An 18,365-nucleotide genomic window follows, 5' to 3' on the forward strand; every position below is an offset into this window, starting at 1 on the left:
GCTCAGGCCAGTTCTTCCGGCTTGGGAACGGTCAGGTCATCGTTGCGGGTCAGTTCTTCCACGTTCACGTCCTTGAACGTGATCACCCGGACGCTTTTCACAAACCTCGCCGAACGGTAAACGTCCCAGACCCAGGCGTCCTGCAGGGTCAGATCAAAGTAGATCTCGCCGTCCGCGGAGCGCGCCTGCAGGTCCACGTGGTTGGCCAGGTAGAACCTGCGCTCGGTCTCCACCACATAGCTGAAGAGTCCCACCACGTCCCGGTATTCACGGTAGAGCTGCAGCTCCATGTCCGTTTCATAGTTCTCAAGGTCTTCGGCACTCATATTTCCATCATCCCCCAACGACGCTCTCACGGTCCCGGGCATCCGCTTCCGGACGCGACCCCAACTGCCAGGACATCCGGTGCAGGGGCGTGGGCCCGCGCTCGTCAATCGCCAGCCGATGGGACGCCGTGGCGTACCCCTTGTTCACTTCCCAGCCGTACTGAGGATGTGTCATAGCGTAGTCCACCATCATGGTGTCCCGCTCCACCTTCGCGAGTACGCTGGCCGCAGCCACGCTCAGGCAGGTCATGTCCGCCTTGATCTTGGTGTGCACGGGCGCCCGGCAGCCGCCGTCGTCGTTCCCCGGGAGGTCAAAAAGGCTGGCCTGGCGCGCGGGTGAGAGCCAGTTGTAGTTGCCGTCCAGGAGCACGACGTCGGGGGTCAGGTCCGCGCGGACCTGGTCCCAGGCGCGGGTGCCGGCAAGGCGCAGCGCGCCCATGATGCCGTGCAGGTCAATTTCCGCGGCGCTGGCATGGCCCACTCCCCAGCTGCGGGCCCATTTCTTGATCTGGGGAACCAGTAGTTCGCGGTCCTTTTCGGAGAGCAGCTTGCTGTCCCGCACCCCCTTGAGGGAACGCACGGTGGCCAGGTCCACGGCCACCAGGCCAACGCTGACCGGGCCGGCCAGCGCTCCGCGTCCCACTTCGTCGCATCCGGCCAGCACCCGGTGCCCGACGGCGGCGAAGGAGCGCTCGTGCCGCAGCGTGGGGGCCTTGCTGCCGGCGCCCGTCTTGGTCCGGGGGCGGGCCGGAGCCGCCGTCACTTGGAGCCGGCCGGCTGGGAGGCTGAGGGATCGGGAACGTTTTCGAAGACTTCCGGATAGCTGCCCACAAAGCCTGCACGGTTCAGCGGCCAGGCTGTCACGGCTGCCTTGCCCTCAATGTCCTCTACATCCACGAAACCGCCGCCTTCACCCTGTAGATGCTCGCGCGAATCCGCGGAGGCGTTGCGGTGGTCTCCCATGACCCAGACTTTGCCTTCGGGAACCACCACGTCAAAGGGGACATCCGACGGTGTTGCCCCGGGGTAAATGTAGGGCTCGTTCAGCGGCTCGCCGTTGACCGTGATCCGGCCGTCGGCGTCGCAGCAGACGACGTGGTCCCCTTCCATGCCGATCACACGCTTGACCAGGTGCTGTTCCGAAGTGTCCGGAACCAGGCCCACGAAAATCAGTGCGTCGCGGATCCAGGTGCCGGGGCCTTCGGTGGCCGGGGCAAGTTCGGGCAGCCAGCCCTTGGTGTCCTCGAAGACCACCACGTCGCCGCGGTTGAGGTCAAAAGGTTCCGGAACCAGAAGATTGACGAAGATCCGGTCATTGATTTCCAGGGTTTCCTCCATGGAACCGGAGGGAATGTAGAAGGCCCGGAACAGGAACGTCTTAATCAGGAAGGAGAGCAGCAGCGCAATGACGATGATGGTGGCCACTTCGCGCAGCCATCCGCCGAAACCGCGCTGCTTGTTGTGTCCGGCGCTGTGGCTGGGCTCTTCCGGGACGTTCTGAGCCATGTGCTGTCCTCTTATTTCGCCGTGTTCCACTCGGCTCCTAACTCTAGCCGTTCAATTTCCGAACTGCGCTCCAGCGGCCACACGATGGCCGTTGCGCGCCCAATGACGCGTTCCTCGGAAATGAGCCCGCCGCCCGGGGCGCCCAGCAGGGACCGGGAATCGGCTGACCGGGAGCGGTGGTCTCCGAGGAGCCACAGTCTCCCCTCGGGAACTATCACGTCAAAGTTCTGCTCGCTTGGGGCGTCTCCGGGATAAACGTACGGCTCGCCCACGGGAGTTCCATTGACCTGCAGCCGCGGTTCCTCCGCTGTGCAGCAGGTGATGCGGTCTCCGGGGATTCCGATGACGCGCTTCACATACACCGAGTCGCTGCCAACCAGCCCCACCCAGCGGGCCAGGGACTTTGCCGCTGCCACCGGGGCAGCGTCGCCGTTGTTGAGCGGGGCAAGGGAACCGCGGCCGTCAAAGACCACTACGTCCCCGCGCTGGATGCCGCCGGAGTGGTATTCGGTGCGCGAGACCAGCACACGGTCCCCGGGATCCAGCAGCGGCTGCATGGACTCGGAGGGAATGTAGTAGATGTCCACGACAAAAGCGCGGACCAGGGCCACGAGCACAACTGCCGCGGCGAGGGCGCATAGCACGAAACGCCAGCCCACAAACCTGGACCGGCGTTTCGTGTGCTTCCGGGAAGGATCCGAAGATTCCCCGGAAGCGGATGCTGCGTGGATCAAGAAGATTACTTGGCGGGACGGAAGTCGCGCTTTTCCTTGATCTTGGCTGCCTTGCCGCGCAGATCGCGCATGTAGTACAGCTTGGCGCGGCGGACATCGCCCTTGGAGACCAGTTCGATCTTGTCGATGACCGGGGAGTGAACCGGGAAGGTACGCTCCACGCCGACACCGAAGCTGACCTTGCGGACCGTGAAGGTCTCGCGCAGGCCGTCGCCCTGGCGCTTCATGACGAAGCCCTGGAAGACCTGAACACGGGTGTTCTTGCCTTCAATGATGTTTACGTGAACCTTGACCGTGTCACCGGCGCGGAACTCGGGGATGTCTGAACGCAGCGAAGCTGCATCAAGAGAATCTAGGATGTGCATTGTTTATCACTCCTGGTGAACGCCACAGGTCATCCACTTTGGTAACGGCAGTCAAGGATGCAGCCACGAAGGGCTGCACAGATGCTGCCGAAGCTATGAGACCGGCGTAGCCGAGGATTGGCTGCCGGTGTGCACTCTGTTGGCCACGCTCCCCCTGTGGCAGGTGCGGACCCAGATGACACAGTTATCTATTCTGCCATACCGGACCTAACCCCACCAATCAGGAGCGGGGTAGGACCCGGTCCGCAGTCACTTCGTATCCCAGCGCCTGGAGCGCGGCCCGGTCAGCCTTGCTCAGCTGCTGCGCATCGATCTTCTCCAGCAGGTCCGGGCGGCGTGCTGCGGTGCGCTGCAGCTGCTGGTCCCGGCGCCACTGGGCGATTTTGCCGTGGTTTCCGCTGAGCAGGATTTCCGGAACGTTCCGGTCCCGCCAGGATGAGGGCTTGGTGTAGACGGGGTACTCCAGCAGCCCGTCCGAGTGCGATTCCTCCACCAGGGATTCGGGATTGCCGACGACGCCGGGCACCAGCCGGCCAATGGCCTCCACCATGGCCAGGACGGCAACCTCTCCCCCGTTGAGCACGTAGTCGCCGAGGCTGACCGGACGGACGTCAAAACGTTCGCCGGCCCATTCCAGCACGCGCTCGTCGATGCCCTCGTACCGTCCGCAGGCGAAGACAAGGTGCTTTTCTTCAGCGAGCTCATAGGCCATGGCCTGGGTGAACACCGCGCCGGCGGGCGAGGGGACGATCAGGACGGGACGCTTGCCGCCGTCGTCATTTCCCGCGTCCGTACTTCCCGCGGCCGCATCTGCGGCATCCGGGTTCCCGGCATCCGCAACGGAGGCCAGCGCCTGCGCCCACGGCTCGGCCTTCATCACCATTCCGGCGCCGCCGCCGTAGGGGGTGTCATCCACGGTGCGGTGGCGGTCCGTGGTGAAGTCCCGCAGGTCATGCACATGAAGATCCAGCAGGCCGTCCTGCCGGGCCTTGCCGATCAGCGACAGGTCCAGCGCCGCCAGGTACTCCGGGAAAATGCTGACTACATCAATACGCACTTAGCGGCCGGCCTCGTTCTGAGCGTCCTTGTCCTTACCGGCGCTTTCCTGCTTGTCCTGCTTGTCTTCCGGCAGGTTCAGTTCAAAGAGTCCTGCGGGCGGGGTGAGCAGGACATAGCCGTCCTCAACGTTGACCTCGGGAACAATGGCTTCCACGAAGGGAACCAGCACCTCGCGGCCCTCATTGTCATCCACGACCAGCAGGTCCTGGACGGTCAGGGTGCGCAGGCCGCTGACGGTGCCCACGACGTCGTCGCCGATCCGGGCCTTCAGGCCGACGAGTTCATGCTCGTACCAGCCCTCGTCGTCATCCTCGCCGTCGAGCTCTTCGGTATCCACGGAGAGCATGGCCCCGCGCAGTTCCTCGGCGCCGTTGCGGTCCACTACTTCGTCAAAACCGAGCAGCAGGATGTCCTTGTTCCAGCGGGCGCTGATGACCGTGAGCGGACCCTTGGACGCAGGCTCGACGATGAGCTCGGTTCCGGGCACAAAGCGGTCTTCGGGGGCATCGGTCAGAACCTGGACGGTTACTTCGCCGCGGATGCCGTGCGGCTTGCCGATGCGTGCCACCTGTAACTGCATGGGGAGATCTCCTTGTATTGGTGCGGCGGAAGGCCGCAGCCGGGGTTGGGCAGCTTCGGGCCCGGAAACACATCCGGCCCCTCCACCATTATCTGGTGCAGGGGCCGGATGCCGTGAACTGCGTTCAACTGGTACTGCTGTGAAAAAGTGCTGTGAACTGCTGATGCAGTCCGGCCGTGCCGCGGATTATCAGCGGCGGCGGTCGGTATCCACTACATCAACGCGAACCGGCTCTCCGTTCGCGAGGGCGGCGATCACGGTGCGCAATGCACGTGCCGTCCGGCCCTGGCGTCCGATGACGCGGCCCAGATCATCCTGATGAACTCGCACCTCGAGGGTTTCCCCGCGGCGGTTGCTCTTGGCGGAAACCTTGACGTCCTCAGGACTGTCAACGATTCCGCGGACGAGATGCTCCAGCGCTTCGGCCAGCAAGTTACTCAGCCTCAGCCTCTGCGGAAGCTTCGGGAGCCTCGTCCTTCTTGGCCTTCGGGGTGATGGCCTCGGGAACAATCACGGACTTCTTTTCGGGAGCCACGAAAGCTTCCTTGGGAGCCTTGACCTGGAGGGTGCCCTCCTGGCCTTCGATGTTCTTGAACTTCTGCCAGTCACCGGTGATCTTCAGCAGAACTGCGACCTGCTCGGTGGGCTGGGCGCCGACGCCGAGCCAGTACTGGGCACGGTCCGACTTGATGTCGATGTACGACGGGTTCTCGGTCGGACGGTACAGTCCGATTTCCTCGATGGCACGGCCATCGCGCTTGGCACGGGAATCCATGACAACAACGCGGTAGTGTGCTGAGAACTTCTTGCCGAGGCGCTTAAGGCGAATCTTTACGGCCACTTTTGTGGTCACTCCTGATCTGAAATGGGGCGAACCCGTACTTCTGCTCCCGTGGGGCGGGCCATAACGTTGGGGTTCAAAAAGGACAAGATGCATGCGCGGAGAGAGGGGCCACGCAGATCGAGTACTCGACCATTGTGCCAGATGAGTTCATCTTTGGCGACTCGGTACAGGCGGCGCGGCGGGCGATGCTCCCCCGACCCCTGCGGGCTTCAGTACAGAACTTCATGGGCGGACCGTGTGCCGAGTGTCGGGATAACGCCGCTTTGACCATTCGATCGTCGAGCTGACGACCTTCTCAGCGGTGCATTCCGGCGCGAGCTCAACACTGGGCGGACCCCAGCGGCGCGAGCTCAACACTCGACGGAAGCAAGGTAAGGCGACACCCCACGGCTGGACGACAGCGCGCTGGACGACGGGGTTAGCCGACGGCGATGCGCAGGCGATTGCGCCAGGGATCCTCGAACCGCAGTTCAGCACCGGTGTGGTGGTTGGAGACACCGGCAACCTTCAGCCGGTCAGCCAGCCCGGCGACGTCGTCGGCCGTTGGCACGCTGATCAGCACCTCACCCAGGCCCAAGGTGTCCTTCCGGGGTCCGGCGCCGCGGCTGTTCCACACATTCATGGCCATGTGGTGGTGGTAGCCGCCGGCCGAAACGAAGAGTGCCTGGCCGTGGAACCCGGCGGTGCGTTCGAACCCCAGCGTGTCCACGTAGAAGGCTGCCGCCGTTGCCGTATCCCCGACCTGCAGATGCACGTGCCCCACGCCCGCGTCGGCAGTGCGCAGGGAGTTGAGCGCTTCCTCGGTCAGATGCTCACGGAAATAGGTTTGCGGCGACAGGGCGAGCGAGGCCATCCGAACCTCACGCCCGGAGGCGGTTTCATCCCAGTCCCAGGTGTCCCGGGGCTTGTCGTAGTACAGCTCAATGCCGTTGCCCTCGGGGTCGGTGAAGTAGAACGCTTCACTCACCAGGTGATCGGCAGATCCCACAAACGCGGCCGGATCGTATTGCGCGGCCGCCGCCACGGTGGCCGCCAGATCGGCCTGCGTTCCGAAGAGGATGGCGGTGTGGAACAGTCCGGCCTCGCCGCGCGATGCCACGCGGAGTCCGGGAGCGGGTGCCAAGTGAACCACGGGGACGGCTCCGCGGCCCAGGTACTGGCCGCCGTCGGCTTCGGCAACCACCTCCAGTCCGAGGGCTCCGCGGTAGTAGGCGGAAACCGCCGCCATGTCCCCCACACGAAGCATCACTGTGCCCATGGTCAGATTGGCGGGCAGCAGGTCGGACGGGTTTAGTTGAAGGTTCATGCAATTAGTTTACTTGAAGCTTCACGTAAACCCAAGGCTGCCGGAGAAGGACGACGACGGCGGGAGCGGACTACGGCGCAGTGGCCGTCGGATCGCGCCGCAGTTCACACCGCATTGCGACGCGTTTTCCCAGAGCATCCAGTCCGAGCTGCCGTTCATGCTCCCGGAGCCGGCCCAGCTCGCCTCCGGGATTCCGGACCGCCTCAAATCCGCAGGTCCGGTAGAAGGGGGCGTTGAACGGAACATCGGAAAATGTGCACAGTGTCATGGACCGGTATCCCTGCTCTGCGGCCCAGGCCAGTGCGGCGTTCACCAGCCGGCGGCCCAGCCCGGCCCCCGCGGCGCCAGGGGAAACGGACAGCTGCTCCAGATGGGCCTGTCCGTCCACTTCCTCGATGCGGGCGAACCCAACCGGCGGCTCCCCGGCCACCAGGATGTGGCGGGCGAAGGCCAGTTCCGCGGCGCTGGCCGGCGGCGGAAGCTCACCGAGCTGAAAGGATCCGCCGGCGGAACCGGGCAGGCTCAGCCCGTGCAGCAGGGTGTCCGCGGCAGCCTCCAGGGCGGGCAGCAGGGCCAGGTCAGTCTCCGCGGCGCGGCGCACAACCACCGGTTTCACTGCCATGCGCAAAATCCTAACGTCCAAGAACTCCGGAAAAGCCGTCAACGGGCGGCATCATGCGCTGCGAAGACGGCGGCACAAGGGGTTCGCCACTCACTTGCCGGCCGTCCACCAGCTCCGTCACCGTTCCCAGCTCAAGTGCTTCCAGTGCCGCCCCGAGCCGCACTGCTGAGGACCCGCCCAGAACATCGGGGCATTCCCCGACCGGGAAAAACCGGGCTTCCCGCTCTCCGCCGGCTCCGGTAAAGCCTGTCACGGAGGTTGCCAGCGTGCCGCCGTCGAACACAAAAGCGATGGAATCGCCCTGCCCCGCGCTGCCCTGCACGCAGTCCATTACCAGGAGGCGGCCGACGTCGAGCTGGAATCCCAGCGCCTCGCGCGCCATGCGCCGGGCGGCGGAACGGGGGTCTTCGCTGCCTTTCACGACACCGCCGGGAAACTCCCAGTCCCCGGACCCGGCGGACCCGGACCCGGCCCGAAGCGTCAGGATTCTCCAGTCACTGGTCCGGATCAGCACAAAGGCCACGGTGCTGCGCTTGAACACCGACCCGTAAAAGCCGCTTAGTCCCTGTGCTGCCACGCTGCTCTTCCCCCTGATACCGGACTTCCTCGGTGCACCCTCACAGTATCCGGCGCCGCGGGGCCGGAGCGATAAAAGTGCCGATGCGTTAAACACGCACCGCCGGACCAAAGCCCGGCGGTGCGCATCATCTCCCTGTTACTTGCCCAGGAACTTCTCGAAGCCCTTGGGAAGGTTCAGCGACGACGGATCAAAGTCCGCATCCTGGCCGCCGAACGCACTGCCCGTGGGAAGTGCCTTGCGGGCACCGGCGCGCCGTGCCTCCGCCTCGGCGCGTTCCTGTGCAGCCTTGGCCGGGTTTCCGGACTTGGCCTTCTTCTTGCCCTTGGCTGCCTGCTGCTTCTTCCGCGAGCCGCCGAAGCCGCCGGGGCCGGCCATGCCCGGCATGCCGGGGATTCCGCCGCCGGCAGCCATCTTCTTCATCATCTTCTGTGCCTGCACAAAACGCTCCAGCAGGCCGTTGACCTCGGAAACGTGCACGCCCGAACCGCGGGCAATGCGGGCACGGCGTGAACCGTTGATGATCTTCGGAGCCACCCGCTCGTGCGGGGTCATGGAACGCACAATGGCTTCGACGCGGTCAATTTCGCGCTCGTCGAAGTTTTCCAGCTGCTCACGCATGCCGGCGGCGCCGGGCATCATCATGAGCATCTTCTTCATGGAGCCCATTTTGCGGATCTGCTGCATCTGGGCGAGGAAATCGTCCAGGGTGAAGTCTTCCTGGTCGGCAAATTTCTTCGCCATCCGGGATGCTTCGTCCTTGTCCCAGTTCTGTTCGGCCTGCTCAATGAGGGTCAGGACGTCGCCGAGGTCAAGGATGCGGCTGGCCATGCGGTCCGGGTGGAAGACCTCAAAGTCGGTCAGGGCCTCACCCGTGGAGGCGAACATGATCGGCTTGCCGGTCACGGACGCCACGGACAGTGCGGCACCGCCGCGGGCGTCGCCGTCGAGCTTGGTCAGGACGACACCGGTGAAGTTCACGCCCTCGTTGAAGGCCTGGGCCGTGTTGACGGCGTCCTGGCCGATCATGGCGTCAATGACAAAGAGCACTTCGTCGGGGTTGATGGCGGCGCGGATGTCCGCGGCCTGCTGCATCAGTTCGGCGTCCACGCCCAAGCGGCCGGCGGTGTCCACGATGACCACGTCATGCAGCTTGGTGCGGGCTTCCTCGATGCCCTGGCGGGCGACGGCAACCGGATCACCGGTGGCTGCCTCAAACTCGGAGGAAACGCCAGGGTGCGGGGCGTAGACCGGGACGCCGGCGCGCTGGCCGTTGACCTGCAGCTGCTTGACGGCGTTGGGGCGCTGGAGGTCGGCGGCAACCAGCAGCGGGCTGTGGCCCTGGGACTTCAGGTGCTTGGAGAGCTTGCCGGCCAGGGTGGTCTTACCGGCACCCTGCAAACCCGCGAGCATGATGACCGTGGGCGGGTTCTTGGCCAGGCGCAGCCGGCGGGTCTCGCCGCCGAGGATGCCCACGAGTTCCTCGTTGACAATCTTGACGACCTGCTGGCCCGGGTTCAGTGCCTGGGACACCTCAAGGCCGAGGGCGCGTTCCTTCACGGATGCGGTGAAGGCACGGACCACGGGAACGGCGACGTCCGCGTCCAGCAGCGCCCGGCGGATTTCGCGGACGGTGGCGTCGACGTCGGCTTCGGTCAGCTTGCCCTTGCCGCGGAGGTTCTTGAAGGTTGTAGTCAACCGGTCAGACAGTGAATTGAACACGTGCCGCGCACTTCTTTCGTCAGATCTTCGCCATGTTTGGCAGGCCCAGCTGTTAAGGGTACCAAGGCGAGTTGGAAATCTTCCGCAAAACCCTTAGCGGTTGTGCGGCCCCGATGGCAGGGTGGAGCCATGAATGAAACTTCCCCCCTGCGCACCCTTTTGATTCTCGGCGGCACCGGCGACCTCTCCAAGCGGCTGCTGCTGCCGGGGCTGGGCCAGCTGATCGGCAGCAGCCGCGCCCCCGCTGAGCTCCGCGTCATCGGTTCCGGTTCCCGTGACTGGGACGACGGCACCTGGCAGGACCTGCTGAAAGAGTCCTTTGCCGCTGCCCGCGGCGAGGCCGGCGACGACGGGAAGGAAGCGCTCGACGCCGCTGTCCGGAACGGCAGCTACCTGCAGGTGGATCTGAAGGATCCGGAGCGGCTGGTAAATGACATCCGCAGCCTGGACACACCGCTGGCCGTCTATTTCGCGCTGCCGCCGGAAGTTACGCAGTCCACCGTGGCGGCGCTGAAACCCGGAGACCTGCCCGAGGACACGCGGCTGGTGCTCGAAAAGCCGTTTGCCGGCGACGAAGCCTCGGCCCGTGAGCTGAACCGGATGCTGGCGAAGCTGCTGCCCGAAAGCGACGTGTACCGGGTGGACCACTTCCTGGGCATGGCCACCGTGATGAATGTCCTGGGGCTGCGGTTTACCAACCGGATCCTGGAGCCGGTGTGGAACAACCTTCATATTGAGCGCGTGGAAATTGTTTTCGACGAGAAGCTGGGTCTTGAGGGCCGAGCGAAGTATTACGACGGCGCCGGTGCCCTGCGTGACATGATCCAGAGCCACCTGCTGCACACCATGGCGGTCATTGCGATGGGGGCTCCGGCAACCCTCGGCCAGCGGGATGTGCGGGACCTGATCGCTGCCACGCTTCGGGCATCCAGTGTGCCGGAGGACTATAAGCGAAGTACGCGCCGGGCCCGGTGGTCCGCCGGGGAGATCGACGGCGAAGAAGTTGAGGCATATGCCGAATCGCCCGGGGTGGATCCGGACCGGGAGACGGAGACGCTCGCAGAAGTGGAAATCCGGATCGACAATGAGCGCTGGTCCGGTGTCCCGTTCGTCCTGCGCTCGGGCAAGGCTCTGGGCAAAACGCGGCAGGAAGCCGTCATTACCTTCAAGCCGGTGAGCCATCTGCCCGACGGATTCACCGGTTCCGCGGGCGAAGCCTCACGCCTCCGGATTTCCTTCGCGCCGGCCCGGCTGGAACTGGAGCTGAACGTCAACGGTCCGGAGAACGTGTTCAAGCTGGAGCGCACGGGGCTCAGCGCTCCCATGCACAAATCGGCGATGACGCCGTACGGCGAAGTGCTGGACGGCATCCTTTCGGGTGACCCGCTGGTCTCCGTGCGCGCGGACATCGCGGAGGAATGCTGGCGGATTGTGGATCCGGTACTGAGGTCATGGGCTGACGGCGAGGTTCCGCTCGAGACATATCCCGCCGGGACCATGGGCCCGCCGGAGTGGGAATCCAGCCGCTCGGGATTGTAAAGAAAACCCCTTGGGCCGGCCGTAATCATACGGCCGGTCCAAGGGGTCCTCCTGCTCCCGCCCAAGGCTGAAGCAACAACCTACAGCGCGGAATCCCCCCGCTCCCCGGTACGCACGCGGAGCGCTTCTTCCACATTGACCACCCACACCTTGCCGTCCCCGGCCCGGCCCGTGTTGGCCGTGGAGACCAGCACGTCCACGATGTCGTTCAACCACTCATTGGCCACCAGGACTTCGATGCGGATCTTCGGCAGCAGGTCCACGGTGTACTCGGCGCCGCGGTAAACCTCGGTGTGGCCGCGTTGGCGGCCGTAGCCGTTGGCGGAGCTGACGGTCAGTCCCTGCACGCCGTAGCTTTCCAGGGATCCGCGGACGGCGTCGAGTTTCTCGGGCCGGACAATGGCCGTTACAAGTTTCATGAGTTGACGCTCTCCTTCGGGGCGGTGCGGACGGTCTCAGGGAGGGGCCGGAAGGAACCGCCCATGCCCAGGCCGCCGAATTCGTATGCGGTTTCAGCGTGTTCGCTCAGGTCCACGCCGTTGATTTCCTGTTCCTCGGACACCCGGAAGCCAATGGTCTTGTGAATGGCCAGGCCAATCACCAGAGTCAGGACGGCCGAGAAGATGATCGCGATGAGGGCCGCCGCCAGCTGTGCGCCAAGCTGAGCGAAACCGCCGCCGTAGAACAGGCCGCCTCCCTCGCCGTCCACGGGCAGGGCAATGAAGCCCAGCGCCAGGGTGCCTACGATGCCGGCCACCAGGTGAACGCCCACCACGTCCAGGGAATCGTCGTAGCCGAGCTTGTACTTCAGCCCGACGGCGAGCGCGGAGAGGACTCCGGCCAGCAGGCCCAGGCCGACGGCGCCGAGCGGGCTCACGTTGGCGCAGGCGGGGGTGATGGCCACCAGGCCGGCGACAATTCCGGAAGCAGCGCCGAGGGAGGTCGGGCGCCCGTCGCGCATCTGTTCAATCAGCAGCCAGCCAACCATTGCGGCGGCCGGAGCGGCCATGGTGTTCATCCAGATCAGGCCCGCTTCCTCCGCGGTGCCTGCGGCTCCCCCGTTGAAACCGAACCAGCCGAACCAGAGCAGCGTGGCGCCGAGCATGACAAAGGGGATGTTGTGCGGGCGCTGGCTCGGGTCCTTGCCGAAGCCCTTGCGCTTGCCGATGATCAGGGCCAGCACCAGGGCTGCCACACCTGCATTGATGTGGACCACGGTGCCGCCGGCAAAGTCGATGGCCTCCCCGACCACGGAGCCGACCGCTCCCTCTTGGCCCAGCAGCCCGCCGCCCCACACCATGAAGGCCAACGGGCAGTAGACGAGGGTGACCCAGACCGGCACAAAGATCACCCAGGCGCTGAACTTGGCCCGGTCCGCAATGGCTCCGCTGATCAGGGCCACCGTGATGATGGCAAAGGTGGCACCGAATCCGGCGCCGATGAGGTCTTCGGTGCCAATGAGCGGCTCAAGCCCGAAGGAGGCGAAGGGATTGCCGAACAACCCGCCCACGCCGTCCCCGCCGGTCATGGAGAAGCCCCACAGCACCCAGACAACCCCCACCAGGCCAATGGACACAAAGCTCATCATCATCATGTTCAGTGCTGCCTTGGCGCGGGTCATGCCGCCGTAAAAGAATGCCACTCCGGGCGTCATGAGCAGCACCAGTGCCGCCGAAACCATCACCCAGACGTGACCTGCTGACAGATCCATCTTCACGTCCCTTCACCAACCACGGGCCCTTCCCGCACACAGAACTCTGCCGGGGCAAGGTTTCGGCAACGGCCCGGGCAGGTTGCCGGAACATTACAAACCCCGGTCCCCGGTAAAAAGTCCGTAACGGGAAAGTTTCCGCAGCATTTCGCGCCTCTTCGGGAGCACTTGGCGGTGCGGCACCCGCCGCTAGGATGGTCCCTAAGTCTCACTACCGGAGGTAATCCTTTATGCCCGAGCAGTTTCCGACACCGGGCGGTCCAGATCCTCTGGCCGCCGACGGCGGCCCCAACCGAAATTCCGGCAAGAACAAGAAGAAGTGGATTATCTCCGGGACCGCGCTCGCGGCCGTGCTGGCTGCCGGCGCCGTCGTCGCCCCGTTGGTGATGAACGACGACGCCGCTCCCGCAGCGGTGCCCGCCGCATCAAGCGAGGCCAAGCCGTCCCCCACGGGCACTCCCTTCACCGTGACCCCCGCTCCTGAAACCCTGCCTGCGGCTCCGGCCGTGACCTACTACAACCAGGCGGGCCCTCCGGCCGGATCTCCGCAGACCCCTGTGGAGCCGCTGAACATCAAGGTCGCTGCGGAGACCACCGGCACGTCGCTGCCGGAGGGCCTGATCGGGCTCTCGCTGGAAGCCACGGATCTGGCGGATCCGTCCCTGTCCGGCGACAACCCGGAAATGGTCGAGTCCATTTCAGGACTCGGCCGGCCACTGCTGCGCTTCGGCGGAAACGCTGTGGACCGGCGCTTCTTCTGGACCTCCACCGGCGAGGCCATCCCCGGGAACCTTTCCGGAGACAAATCCCATCCGGTCCGGGCCGTGACACCCGCCGATCTGAAGCGGGTCAACACGCTGCTGGAAGCCGTGGACGGGCAGATTGCCCTGACCGTGGACCTGGGCAATTATGATCCCGCCCGTGCAGCGGACATGACCAAGTACGCCGCCGCCGCCTTCGGTGAGCGTCTGGTGGGCATCACCGTGGGCAATGAGCCCAACGGGTTCGCCAAGACCGGGCTGCGCGACTCCGGCTACGGCATCTCCGAATACCTGACCGAGCTGAAGGCCTACGCCGAAGCCATGTACGCCGTCGCTCCCGAGGTGCCCATTGTGGGTCCGGGAACCTATGAGCAGACCTGGTGGGGGCCGTTCGCCGAGACGCAGCTGCCGCAGCGGAAAATCCTGTCCTTCCACCACTACCCCCTGTCATCCTGCGAGGGGGCAGATCCGCTGGGAAAGCCGGTCCTGGCCAACCTAACCAGCCGGCAATTGCATGACCACTCCAACAACTTCCGGGCCGCCGCCATGAAACCGGCCCTGCAGTCGGGCCTGGAAACATGGATTCCGGAAACCGGTGTCTCTGCCTGCCCGGGGTCAAACGAAACCACCAAGACCTACGCTTCGGCGCTGTGGAGCGCCGACTATGCGCTGAGCGCCGCGCAGATGGGCATTTCCCGGGTCTCCTTCCACAGCTCCCTGATCACGTGCAAGGGCGGCCCGCCCATGTCCGCCATCTGCACCGGCGGCGCGTACCTGCAGCCGGACGGCGCAGTGGATGAGCGCGCCAACTACTACGGCATGTCCATGGTGGCCGAAATGCCGCCGGGCGAGTTCCTCAAACTGGACACCGCCGGCGGCGGGCTCGCCTACCCGTACGCGGTGCGCCACGCGGACGGAAGCGTCAGCGTGGTGGTGGTCAACAACAACAACCCCGAAAAGGATGCTCCGGCCGCGGTAACCCTGGAACTGCCGGGCAAGGCGCTGACCGGGACCATGTCGCAGATGACCGGCACCTCCTACACCGCCGAAGACGGCACGCTGATCGACGGCGCCGCCGCCGAGGGCACCCCGGCCGCCGAACGGCTGACCGTTCCGGGGTTCACGTACGGGTCCAGCACGCAGACGTTCCCCCTGACCGCGGGCACCGTCACGGTCCTGAACTTCACCTTCTAGCCTGAGCCGGGACCCCGGGTTTACGGGCCCCGTCCCCGGCCCCGGCGGGCACAAAAGACCAACAAAAAGGCTCCGCACTTCCTCTCGGAAGTGCGGAGCCTTTTGCGCTGTGACTGCCTAGCTCAGCAGCGCATCTACAAAGCCCTCGGCTTCGAACGGTGCCAGGTCATCGGCACCCTCGCCCAGGCCGATCAGCTTCACGGGCACGCCCAGCGTGCGCTGGATCGCGACGACGATGCCGCCCTTGGCGGTGCCGTCCAGCTTGGTCAGCACAATGCCGGTGATGTTGACGACCTCGGAGAACACCTTGGCCTGCATCAGGCCGTTCTGGCCCGTGGTGGCGTCCAGGACCAGCAGGACCTCGTCCACCTCGGCCTGCTTTTCGATGACGCGCTTGACCTTGCCGAGTTCGTCCATCAGGCCAACCTTGTTCTGCAGCCGCCCGGCCGTGTCGATCAGGACTACGTCCACCTCGCCGTCGATTCCGGCCTTCACGGCCTCGAAGGCCACGGAGGCGGGGTCGGCGCCGTCGATGTCGGACTTTACGGTGGGCACGCCCACGCGCTGTCCCCAGGTGGCCAGCTGCTCGGCGGCGGCGGCGCGGAAGGTATCGGCAGCGCCCAGGAGCACGTCCTTGTCCTCGGCCACCAGGACACGGGCCAGCTTGCCCACCGTGGTGGTCTTGCCGACGCCGTTCACGCCCACCACCATCACGACGGCGGGCTTGTCAGCATGCCGGGCGGTGGCCAGCGAGCGGTCCATGGTCGGATCCACGAGCTTGATGAGCTCCTCGCGGAGCATCCGGTGCACTTCCTCGGGATTCCGGCTGCCGGAAATCTTGACCCGCTCGCGCAGGGCGTCCACCAGTTCCATGGTCGGTTCGGTCCCGAGGTCCGCCAGGAGCAGCGTTTCCTCGATCTCGTCCCAGACATCTTCATCAATCTTGTCGCTGGCCAGCAGTGCCAGCAGCGCCTTGCCCAGCGCATTGTTGGACTTGGCCAGGCGCGCGCGGAGGCGGGCCAGGCGGCCCTGCACCGGGTCGGGGGTTTCCAGCGCCGGAGCCTCGGGGGCCGGCGCTGTCGCGTCCAGATCCCGGAGGTCGTCGGGCACGACGACGTCGGTCTGCGCCGGGGGCGCGTCCAGGACGTCCGTCCCGGCGGCGTGCGCGCCTGATCCGGTTACCGGATCATTGGCGTCTCGGGTGGTGGGATACATGCCCTTGGGGGTTCGTCGGGTCCGGACCAGCAGAGCTGCCACGGAACCGACTACAGCAAGGGCGATGACCACATAGATCACAATCGCAAGAGTCTCATTCACGCTCTTTAGCATGTCACACCGGTGTGTTTCCGGGCACCCGCACAGCCCCCGCCGCATGGCCTGAACGGCCCTCCCGCCGGCCATTTTCGGGCGGCGGCGAGCCGCGCCCGGGAGCGGCCGCGGTCTGAGAGAATCAGAGCATCATGGTTCGAGCACCCCGTCTCGCGATTCCGCGGGAAATCAAAGTCCTTATTGCCGCGGCGTTTGTCATTGCCCTGGGTTTCGGTCTGGTGGCCCCGGTGCTGCCGCAGTTTGCCCAGAGCTTCAACGTGGGCATTGCCGCGTCCTCGGTGATCGTCAGCGCCTTTGCCTTCACCCGGCTGATTTTCGCACCGGCCGGCGGGGCCCTGCTGGAGAAGTTCGGCGAGCGCCCGGTCTACATTGCGGGGCTGCTGATCGTCGCCGCCTCCACCGGAGCGTGTGCCTTCGCGGAAAGTTACTGGCAGCTGCTGGTCTTCCGCGGGCTGGGCGGCATCGGCTCCACCATGTTCACCATCTCGGCCATGGCCCTGATCATCCGGCTGACCAAACCTGCCGTGCGCGGCCGGGTGTCCAGCGCCTACGCCTCCTCATTCCTGCTGGGCAACATTGCCGGGCCCCTCGCGGGCGGTCTCATGGCCGGGTTCGGGCTGCGCGTTCCGTTCCTGGTCTACGCGGGCGCGCTGGTGGTGGCGGCCGCCGTCGTCGCCCTGCAGCTCAAGGACGCCCGGCTGGCCAGCGGCGAGCCCAAGCCCGCCGCCCGTCCGGTGCTCACCGTCCGTGAAGCACTCGGCGACTCCGCCTACCGGGCCGCACTGGCCTCAAGCTTCGCCAACGGCTGGTCCTCCTTTGGCGTGCGGAACTCGCTGCTGCCGCTCTTCGCCGCCGCCGCTCTGACCGCCGGTCCGGAAATCGCCGGCATCTCGCTGACCGCCTTCGCCCTCGGCACCGCCGTTGTCCTGACGTTCTCCGGCCGGCTTACCGACAGCTGGGGCCGGCGGCCGATGGTGATCACCGGGCTGGCGGTGAACGCCGCAGCCACAGCCGCCATCGGCTTCAGCACCAACGTGCCCATGTTCCTGGTGGTCTCAGCAGTTGCCGGGATGGGAACCGGGCTGCTGAACCCGGCACAGCAGGCCGCTGTCGGAGATGTGGTGGGCAATGACCGCAGCGGCGGGAAGGTGCTCGCCACCTTCCAGATGGCCAGTGACAGCGGTGCCATTGTGGGACCCATCCTGGCCGGGCTGCTCGCGGACTCGCTGGGCTTCAACTGGGCCTTCGGCGTGACCGGAGCCATTGCGGTCATGGCGTGCTTTGCCTGGATCGGTGCCCGCGAAACCTTGCAGCCCCAGGAAAGCGCGGCACCCCCGGCCGTGACGCCTGACACGCAGACGGGTCCCAACCGCACTACGATCGAGGAATGAAGCCTTTCCTCCTGCTGGCCTCCCGGGCCGAAGACGATGCCGCCGACGAAGAATATGAGGCGTTCCTCCGCTTTGGAAACCTGGAGCCGGATCAGCTGCACCGTGTCCGGCTGGAGGCCGGTCCCCTGCCCCGCATTGATCTGACGGACTACAGCGGCATTATTGTCAGCGGCAGTCCCTTCAACGCCAGCGATCCGGACAGTTCCAAGTCGGATCTGCAGCTGCGGGTGGAAAGTGAGCTGGGCACGCTGCTGGACGACGTCGTCGAGCAGGACTTCCCGTTCCTGGGCGCCTGCTACGGCGTGGGCACCCTGGGCCGGCACCAGGGCGGAACCGTGGACCGGCAGTTCGGTGAGGCCATCGGCGCCGTGGAGATCAAGCTCACCGGTGAGGGGCGGCAGGATCCGCTGCTCGAGGACGTTCCGGATTCCTTCACCGCGTTTGTGGGCCACCGCGAGGCCGTCTCCGTGCTGCCGCCCAACGCGGTGAACCTTGCCGGTTCCTCCTCCTGCCCGGTGCAGATGTTCCGGATCAAGGAGAACCTTTATGCCACGCAGTTCCATCCCGAGCTGGACGTTCCGGGCCTGCTGACCCGCATCACGGTGTACCGGCACGCCGGCTACTTCCCGCCGGAGGAAGCCGACGCCGTCAAAGCGTCCGTGCGCGGCACCGACGTCAGTGTGCCGCCGCTGATCCTGCGCAACTTTGTGCGCCGCTACGCCCGGTAGGAGCATCGACAGCCGGGCTCATGCCGTTCCCGGCGGCTGAATCAGGCACGGGCTCTACACTCGGCAGGGGC

At 65.6% G+C, this 18,365-nt stretch carries 20 protein-coding genes; 4 read left to right on the plus strand and 16 right to left on the minus strand.

Going from position 1 to position 18,365, the window contains the following annotated elements; translation table 11 throughout:
* Nucleotides 1-2: 2 nt before the first annotated feature.
* The 13 genes from AC4D2Q_RS13295 to ffh all read right to left on the minus strand — a co-directional run bounded on the left by AC4D2Q_RS13295 (nucleotide 3) and on the right by ffh (nucleotide 9,641).
* A complete protein-coding gene (locus tag AC4D2Q_RS13295; RefSeq protein WP_400927948.1) occupies nucleotides 3-326 on the minus strand; it encodes a DUF2469 domain-containing protein in 324 nt (107 codons plus the stop codon).
* Between the two features lie 7 nt (nucleotides 327-333).
* Nucleotides 334-1,089: a ribonuclease HII gene (gene rnhB, locus AC4D2Q_RS13300; protein WP_490946930.1), complete on the minus strand. Its 756-nt coding sequence runs from the start codon at nucleotides 1,087-1,089 to the stop codon at nucleotides 334-336.
* Nucleotides 1,086-1,832, minus strand: coding sequence for a signal peptidase I (gene lepB, locus AC4D2Q_RS13305; RefSeq protein WP_490925920.1), 747 nt, complete (start codon nucleotides 1,830-1,832; stop codon nucleotides 1,086-1,088). Before lepB (AC4D2Q_RS13305) ends, rnhB begins: the two co-directional genes overlap by 4 nt.
* Nucleotides 1,833-1,843: 11 nt before the next feature.
* A complete protein-coding gene (gene lepB / locus AC4D2Q_RS13310; RefSeq protein WP_490946934.1) occupies nucleotides 1,844-2,476 on the minus strand; it encodes a signal peptidase I in 633 nt (210 codons plus the stop codon).
* Nucleotides 2,477-2,571: 95 nt separating this feature from the next.
* Nucleotides 2,572-2,931, minus strand: coding sequence for a 50S ribosomal protein L19 (gene rplS / locus AC4D2Q_RS13315; protein ID WP_490925922.1), 360 nt, complete (start codon nucleotides 2,929-2,931; stop codon nucleotides 2,572-2,574).
* A gap of 220 nt (nucleotides 2,932-3,151) precedes the next feature.
* Nucleotides 3,152-3,988 (minus strand): tRNA (guanosine(37)-N1)-methyltransferase TrmD, encoded by an 837-nt coding sequence (gene trmD, locus AC4D2Q_RS13320; protein ID WP_490946937.1) that lies wholly within the window; start codon nucleotides 3,986-3,988, stop codon nucleotides 3,152-3,154.
* On the minus strand, nucleotides 3,989-4,570 hold the full coding sequence (gene rimM, locus AC4D2Q_RS13325; RefSeq protein ID WP_400927933.1) for a ribosome maturation factor RimM: 582 nt from the start codon (nucleotides 4,568-4,570) through the stop codon (nucleotides 3,989-3,991).
* Between the two features lie 189 nt (nucleotides 4,571-4,759).
* The gene (locus tag AC4D2Q_RS13330) at nucleotides 4,760-5,002 is read right to left on the minus strand and encodes an RNA-binding protein (RefSeq protein ID WP_104053842.1); all 243 of its coding nucleotides are present in this window, start codon (nucleotides 5,000-5,002) and stop codon (nucleotides 4,760-4,762) included.
* A gap of 1 nt (nucleotide 5,003) precedes the next feature.
* The gene (gene rpsP / locus AC4D2Q_RS13335; protein ID WP_152217816.1) at nucleotides 5,004-5,411 is read right to left on the minus strand and encodes a 30S ribosomal protein S16; all 408 of its coding nucleotides are present in this window, start codon (nucleotides 5,409-5,411) and stop codon (nucleotides 5,004-5,006) included.
* Between the two features lie 421 nt (nucleotides 5,412-5,832).
* Nucleotides 5,833-6,720, minus strand: a complete 888-nt coding sequence (locus tag AC4D2Q_RS13340; RefSeq protein ID WP_490946939.1) for a VOC family protein — start codon at nucleotides 6,718-6,720, stop codon at nucleotides 5,833-5,835.
* Between the two features lie 70 nt (nucleotides 6,721-6,790).
* Nucleotides 6,791-7,342 (minus strand): GNAT family N-acetyltransferase, encoded by a 552-nt coding sequence (locus AC4D2Q_RS13345; protein WP_490946943.1) that lies wholly within the window; start codon nucleotides 7,340-7,342, stop codon nucleotides 6,791-6,793.
* A 10-nt stretch (nucleotides 7,343-7,352) separates the two neighbouring features.
* Nucleotides 7,353-7,919, minus strand: coding sequence for an NUDIX domain-containing protein (locus AC4D2Q_RS13350; RefSeq protein ID WP_490946948.1), 567 nt, complete (start codon nucleotides 7,917-7,919; stop codon nucleotides 7,353-7,355).
* Nucleotides 7,920-8,057: 138 nt separating this feature from the next.
* A complete protein-coding gene (ffh, locus tag AC4D2Q_RS13355) occupies nucleotides 8,058-9,641 on the minus strand; it encodes a signal recognition particle protein (RefSeq protein ID WP_490946950.1) in 1,584 nt (527 codons plus the stop codon).
* A gap of 129 nt (nucleotides 9,642-9,770) precedes the next feature.
* Between ffh and AC4D2Q_RS13360 the strand changes: the two genes are divergently transcribed.
* Nucleotides 9,771-11,180, plus strand: a complete 1,410-nt coding sequence (locus AC4D2Q_RS13360; protein WP_490946953.1) for a glucose-6-phosphate dehydrogenase — start codon at nucleotides 9,771-9,773, stop codon at nucleotides 11,178-11,180.
* Between the two features lie 80 nt (nucleotides 11,181-11,260).
* On the opposite strand, the gene AC4D2Q_RS13365 is transcribed toward AC4D2Q_RS13360, so the two are convergent.
* Nucleotides 11,261-11,599, minus strand: coding sequence for a P-II family nitrogen regulator (locus AC4D2Q_RS13365; RefSeq protein WP_400927916.1), 339 nt, complete (start codon nucleotides 11,597-11,599; stop codon nucleotides 11,261-11,263).
* On the minus strand, nucleotides 11,596-12,891 hold the full coding sequence (locus tag AC4D2Q_RS13370; protein ID WP_490946954.1) for an ammonium transporter: 1,296 nt from the start codon (nucleotides 12,889-12,891) through the stop codon (nucleotides 11,596-11,598). The genes AC4D2Q_RS13365 and AC4D2Q_RS13370 overlap by 4 nt, the downstream gene beginning before the upstream one ends.
* A 230-nt stretch (nucleotides 12,892-13,121) precedes the next feature.
* Here AC4D2Q_RS13370 and AC4D2Q_RS13375 point away from each other — a divergent pair, with 230 nt between their 5' ends.
* Nucleotides 13,122-14,846: a hypothetical protein gene (locus AC4D2Q_RS13375; RefSeq protein WP_490946957.1), complete on the plus strand. Its 1,725-nt coding sequence runs from the start codon at nucleotides 13,122-13,124 to the stop codon at nucleotides 14,844-14,846.
* A 117-nt stretch (nucleotides 14,847-14,963) separates the two neighbouring features.
* Here AC4D2Q_RS13375 and ftsY read toward each other — a convergent pair whose 3' ends face one another.
* The gene (gene ftsY, locus AC4D2Q_RS13380; RefSeq protein ID WP_490946959.1) at nucleotides 14,964-16,163 is read right to left on the minus strand and encodes a signal recognition particle-docking protein FtsY; all 1,200 of its coding nucleotides are present in this window, start codon (nucleotides 16,161-16,163) and stop codon (nucleotides 14,964-14,966) included.
* A gap of 143 nt (nucleotides 16,164-16,306) precedes the next feature.
* On the opposite strand from ftsY, the gene AC4D2Q_RS13385 reads away from it, so the two are divergent.
* Together AC4D2Q_RS13385 and AC4D2Q_RS13390 are read left to right on the plus strand one after the other, a co-directional pair.
* Nucleotides 16,307-17,566 carry an MFS transporter gene (locus AC4D2Q_RS13385; RefSeq protein ID WP_490946961.1) on the plus strand — a complete coding sequence of 420 codons (1,260 nt, stop codon included), beginning with the start codon at nucleotides 16,307-16,309 and terminating at the stop codon, nucleotides 17,564-17,566.
* Nucleotides 17,563-18,294 carry a glutamine amidotransferase gene (locus AC4D2Q_RS13390; RefSeq protein WP_490946965.1) on the plus strand — a complete coding sequence of 244 codons (732 nt, stop codon included), beginning with the start codon at nucleotides 17,563-17,565 and terminating at the stop codon, nucleotides 18,292-18,294. Before AC4D2Q_RS13385 ends, AC4D2Q_RS13390 begins: the two co-directional genes overlap by 4 nt.
* The last annotated feature ends 71 nt before the right edge of the window (nucleotides 18,295-18,365 follow it).

This window comes from Arthrobacter sp. TJ-178 (genome assembly GCF_058269275.1).

What these genes read in the sequence shown, in the direction of transcription:
- AC4D2Q_RS13295 (WP_400927948.1), bottom strand. Translation starts at nt 326, where the DNA reads ATGAGTGCCGAAGACCTTGAGAACTATGAAACGGACATGGAGCTGCAG.
- lepB (WP_490925920.1), bottom strand. Translation starts at nt 1,832, where the DNA reads ATGGCTCAGAACGTCCCGGAAGAGCCCAGCCACAGCGCCGGACACAAC.
- rplS (WP_490925922.1), bottom strand. Translation starts at nt 2,931, where the DNA reads ATGCACATCCTAGATTCTCTTGATGCAGCTTCGCTGCGTTCAGACATC.
- rimM (WP_400927933.1), bottom strand. Translation starts at nt 4,570, where the DNA reads ATGCAGTTACAGGTGGCACGCATCGGCAAGCCGCACGGCATCCGCGGC.
- AC4D2Q_RS13340 (WP_490946939.1), bottom strand. Translation starts at nt 6,720, where the DNA reads ATGAACCTTCAACTAAACCCGTCCGACCTGCTGCCCGCCAATCTGACC.
- AC4D2Q_RS13345 (WP_490946943.1), bottom strand. Translation starts at nt 7,342, where the DNA reads ATGGCAGTGAAACCGGTGGTTGTGCGCCGCGCCGCGGAGACTGACCTG.
- AC4D2Q_RS13360 (WP_490946953.1), top strand. Translation starts at nt 9,771, where the DNA reads ATGAATGAAACTTCCCCCCTGCGCACCCTTTTGATTCTCGGCGGCACC.
- AC4D2Q_RS13365 (WP_400927916.1), bottom strand. Translation starts at nt 11,599, where the DNA reads ATGAAACTTGTAACGGCCATTGTCCGGCCCGAGAAACTCGACGCCGTC.
- AC4D2Q_RS13370 (WP_490946954.1), bottom strand. Translation starts at nt 12,891, where the DNA reads ATGGATCTGTCAGCAGGTCACGTCTGGGTGATGGTTTCGGCGGCACTG.
- AC4D2Q_RS13375 (WP_490946957.1), top strand. Translation starts at nt 13,122, where the DNA reads ATGCCCGAGCAGTTTCCGACACCGGGCGGTCCAGATCCTCTGGCCGCC.
- AC4D2Q_RS13385 (WP_490946961.1), top strand. Translation starts at nt 16,307, where the DNA reads ATGGTTCGAGCACCCCGTCTCGCGATTCCGCGGGAAATCAAAGTCCTT.
- AC4D2Q_RS13390 (WP_490946965.1), top strand. Translation starts at nt 17,563, where the DNA reads ATGAAGCCTTTCCTCCTGCTGGCCTCCCGGGCCGAAGACGATGCCGCC.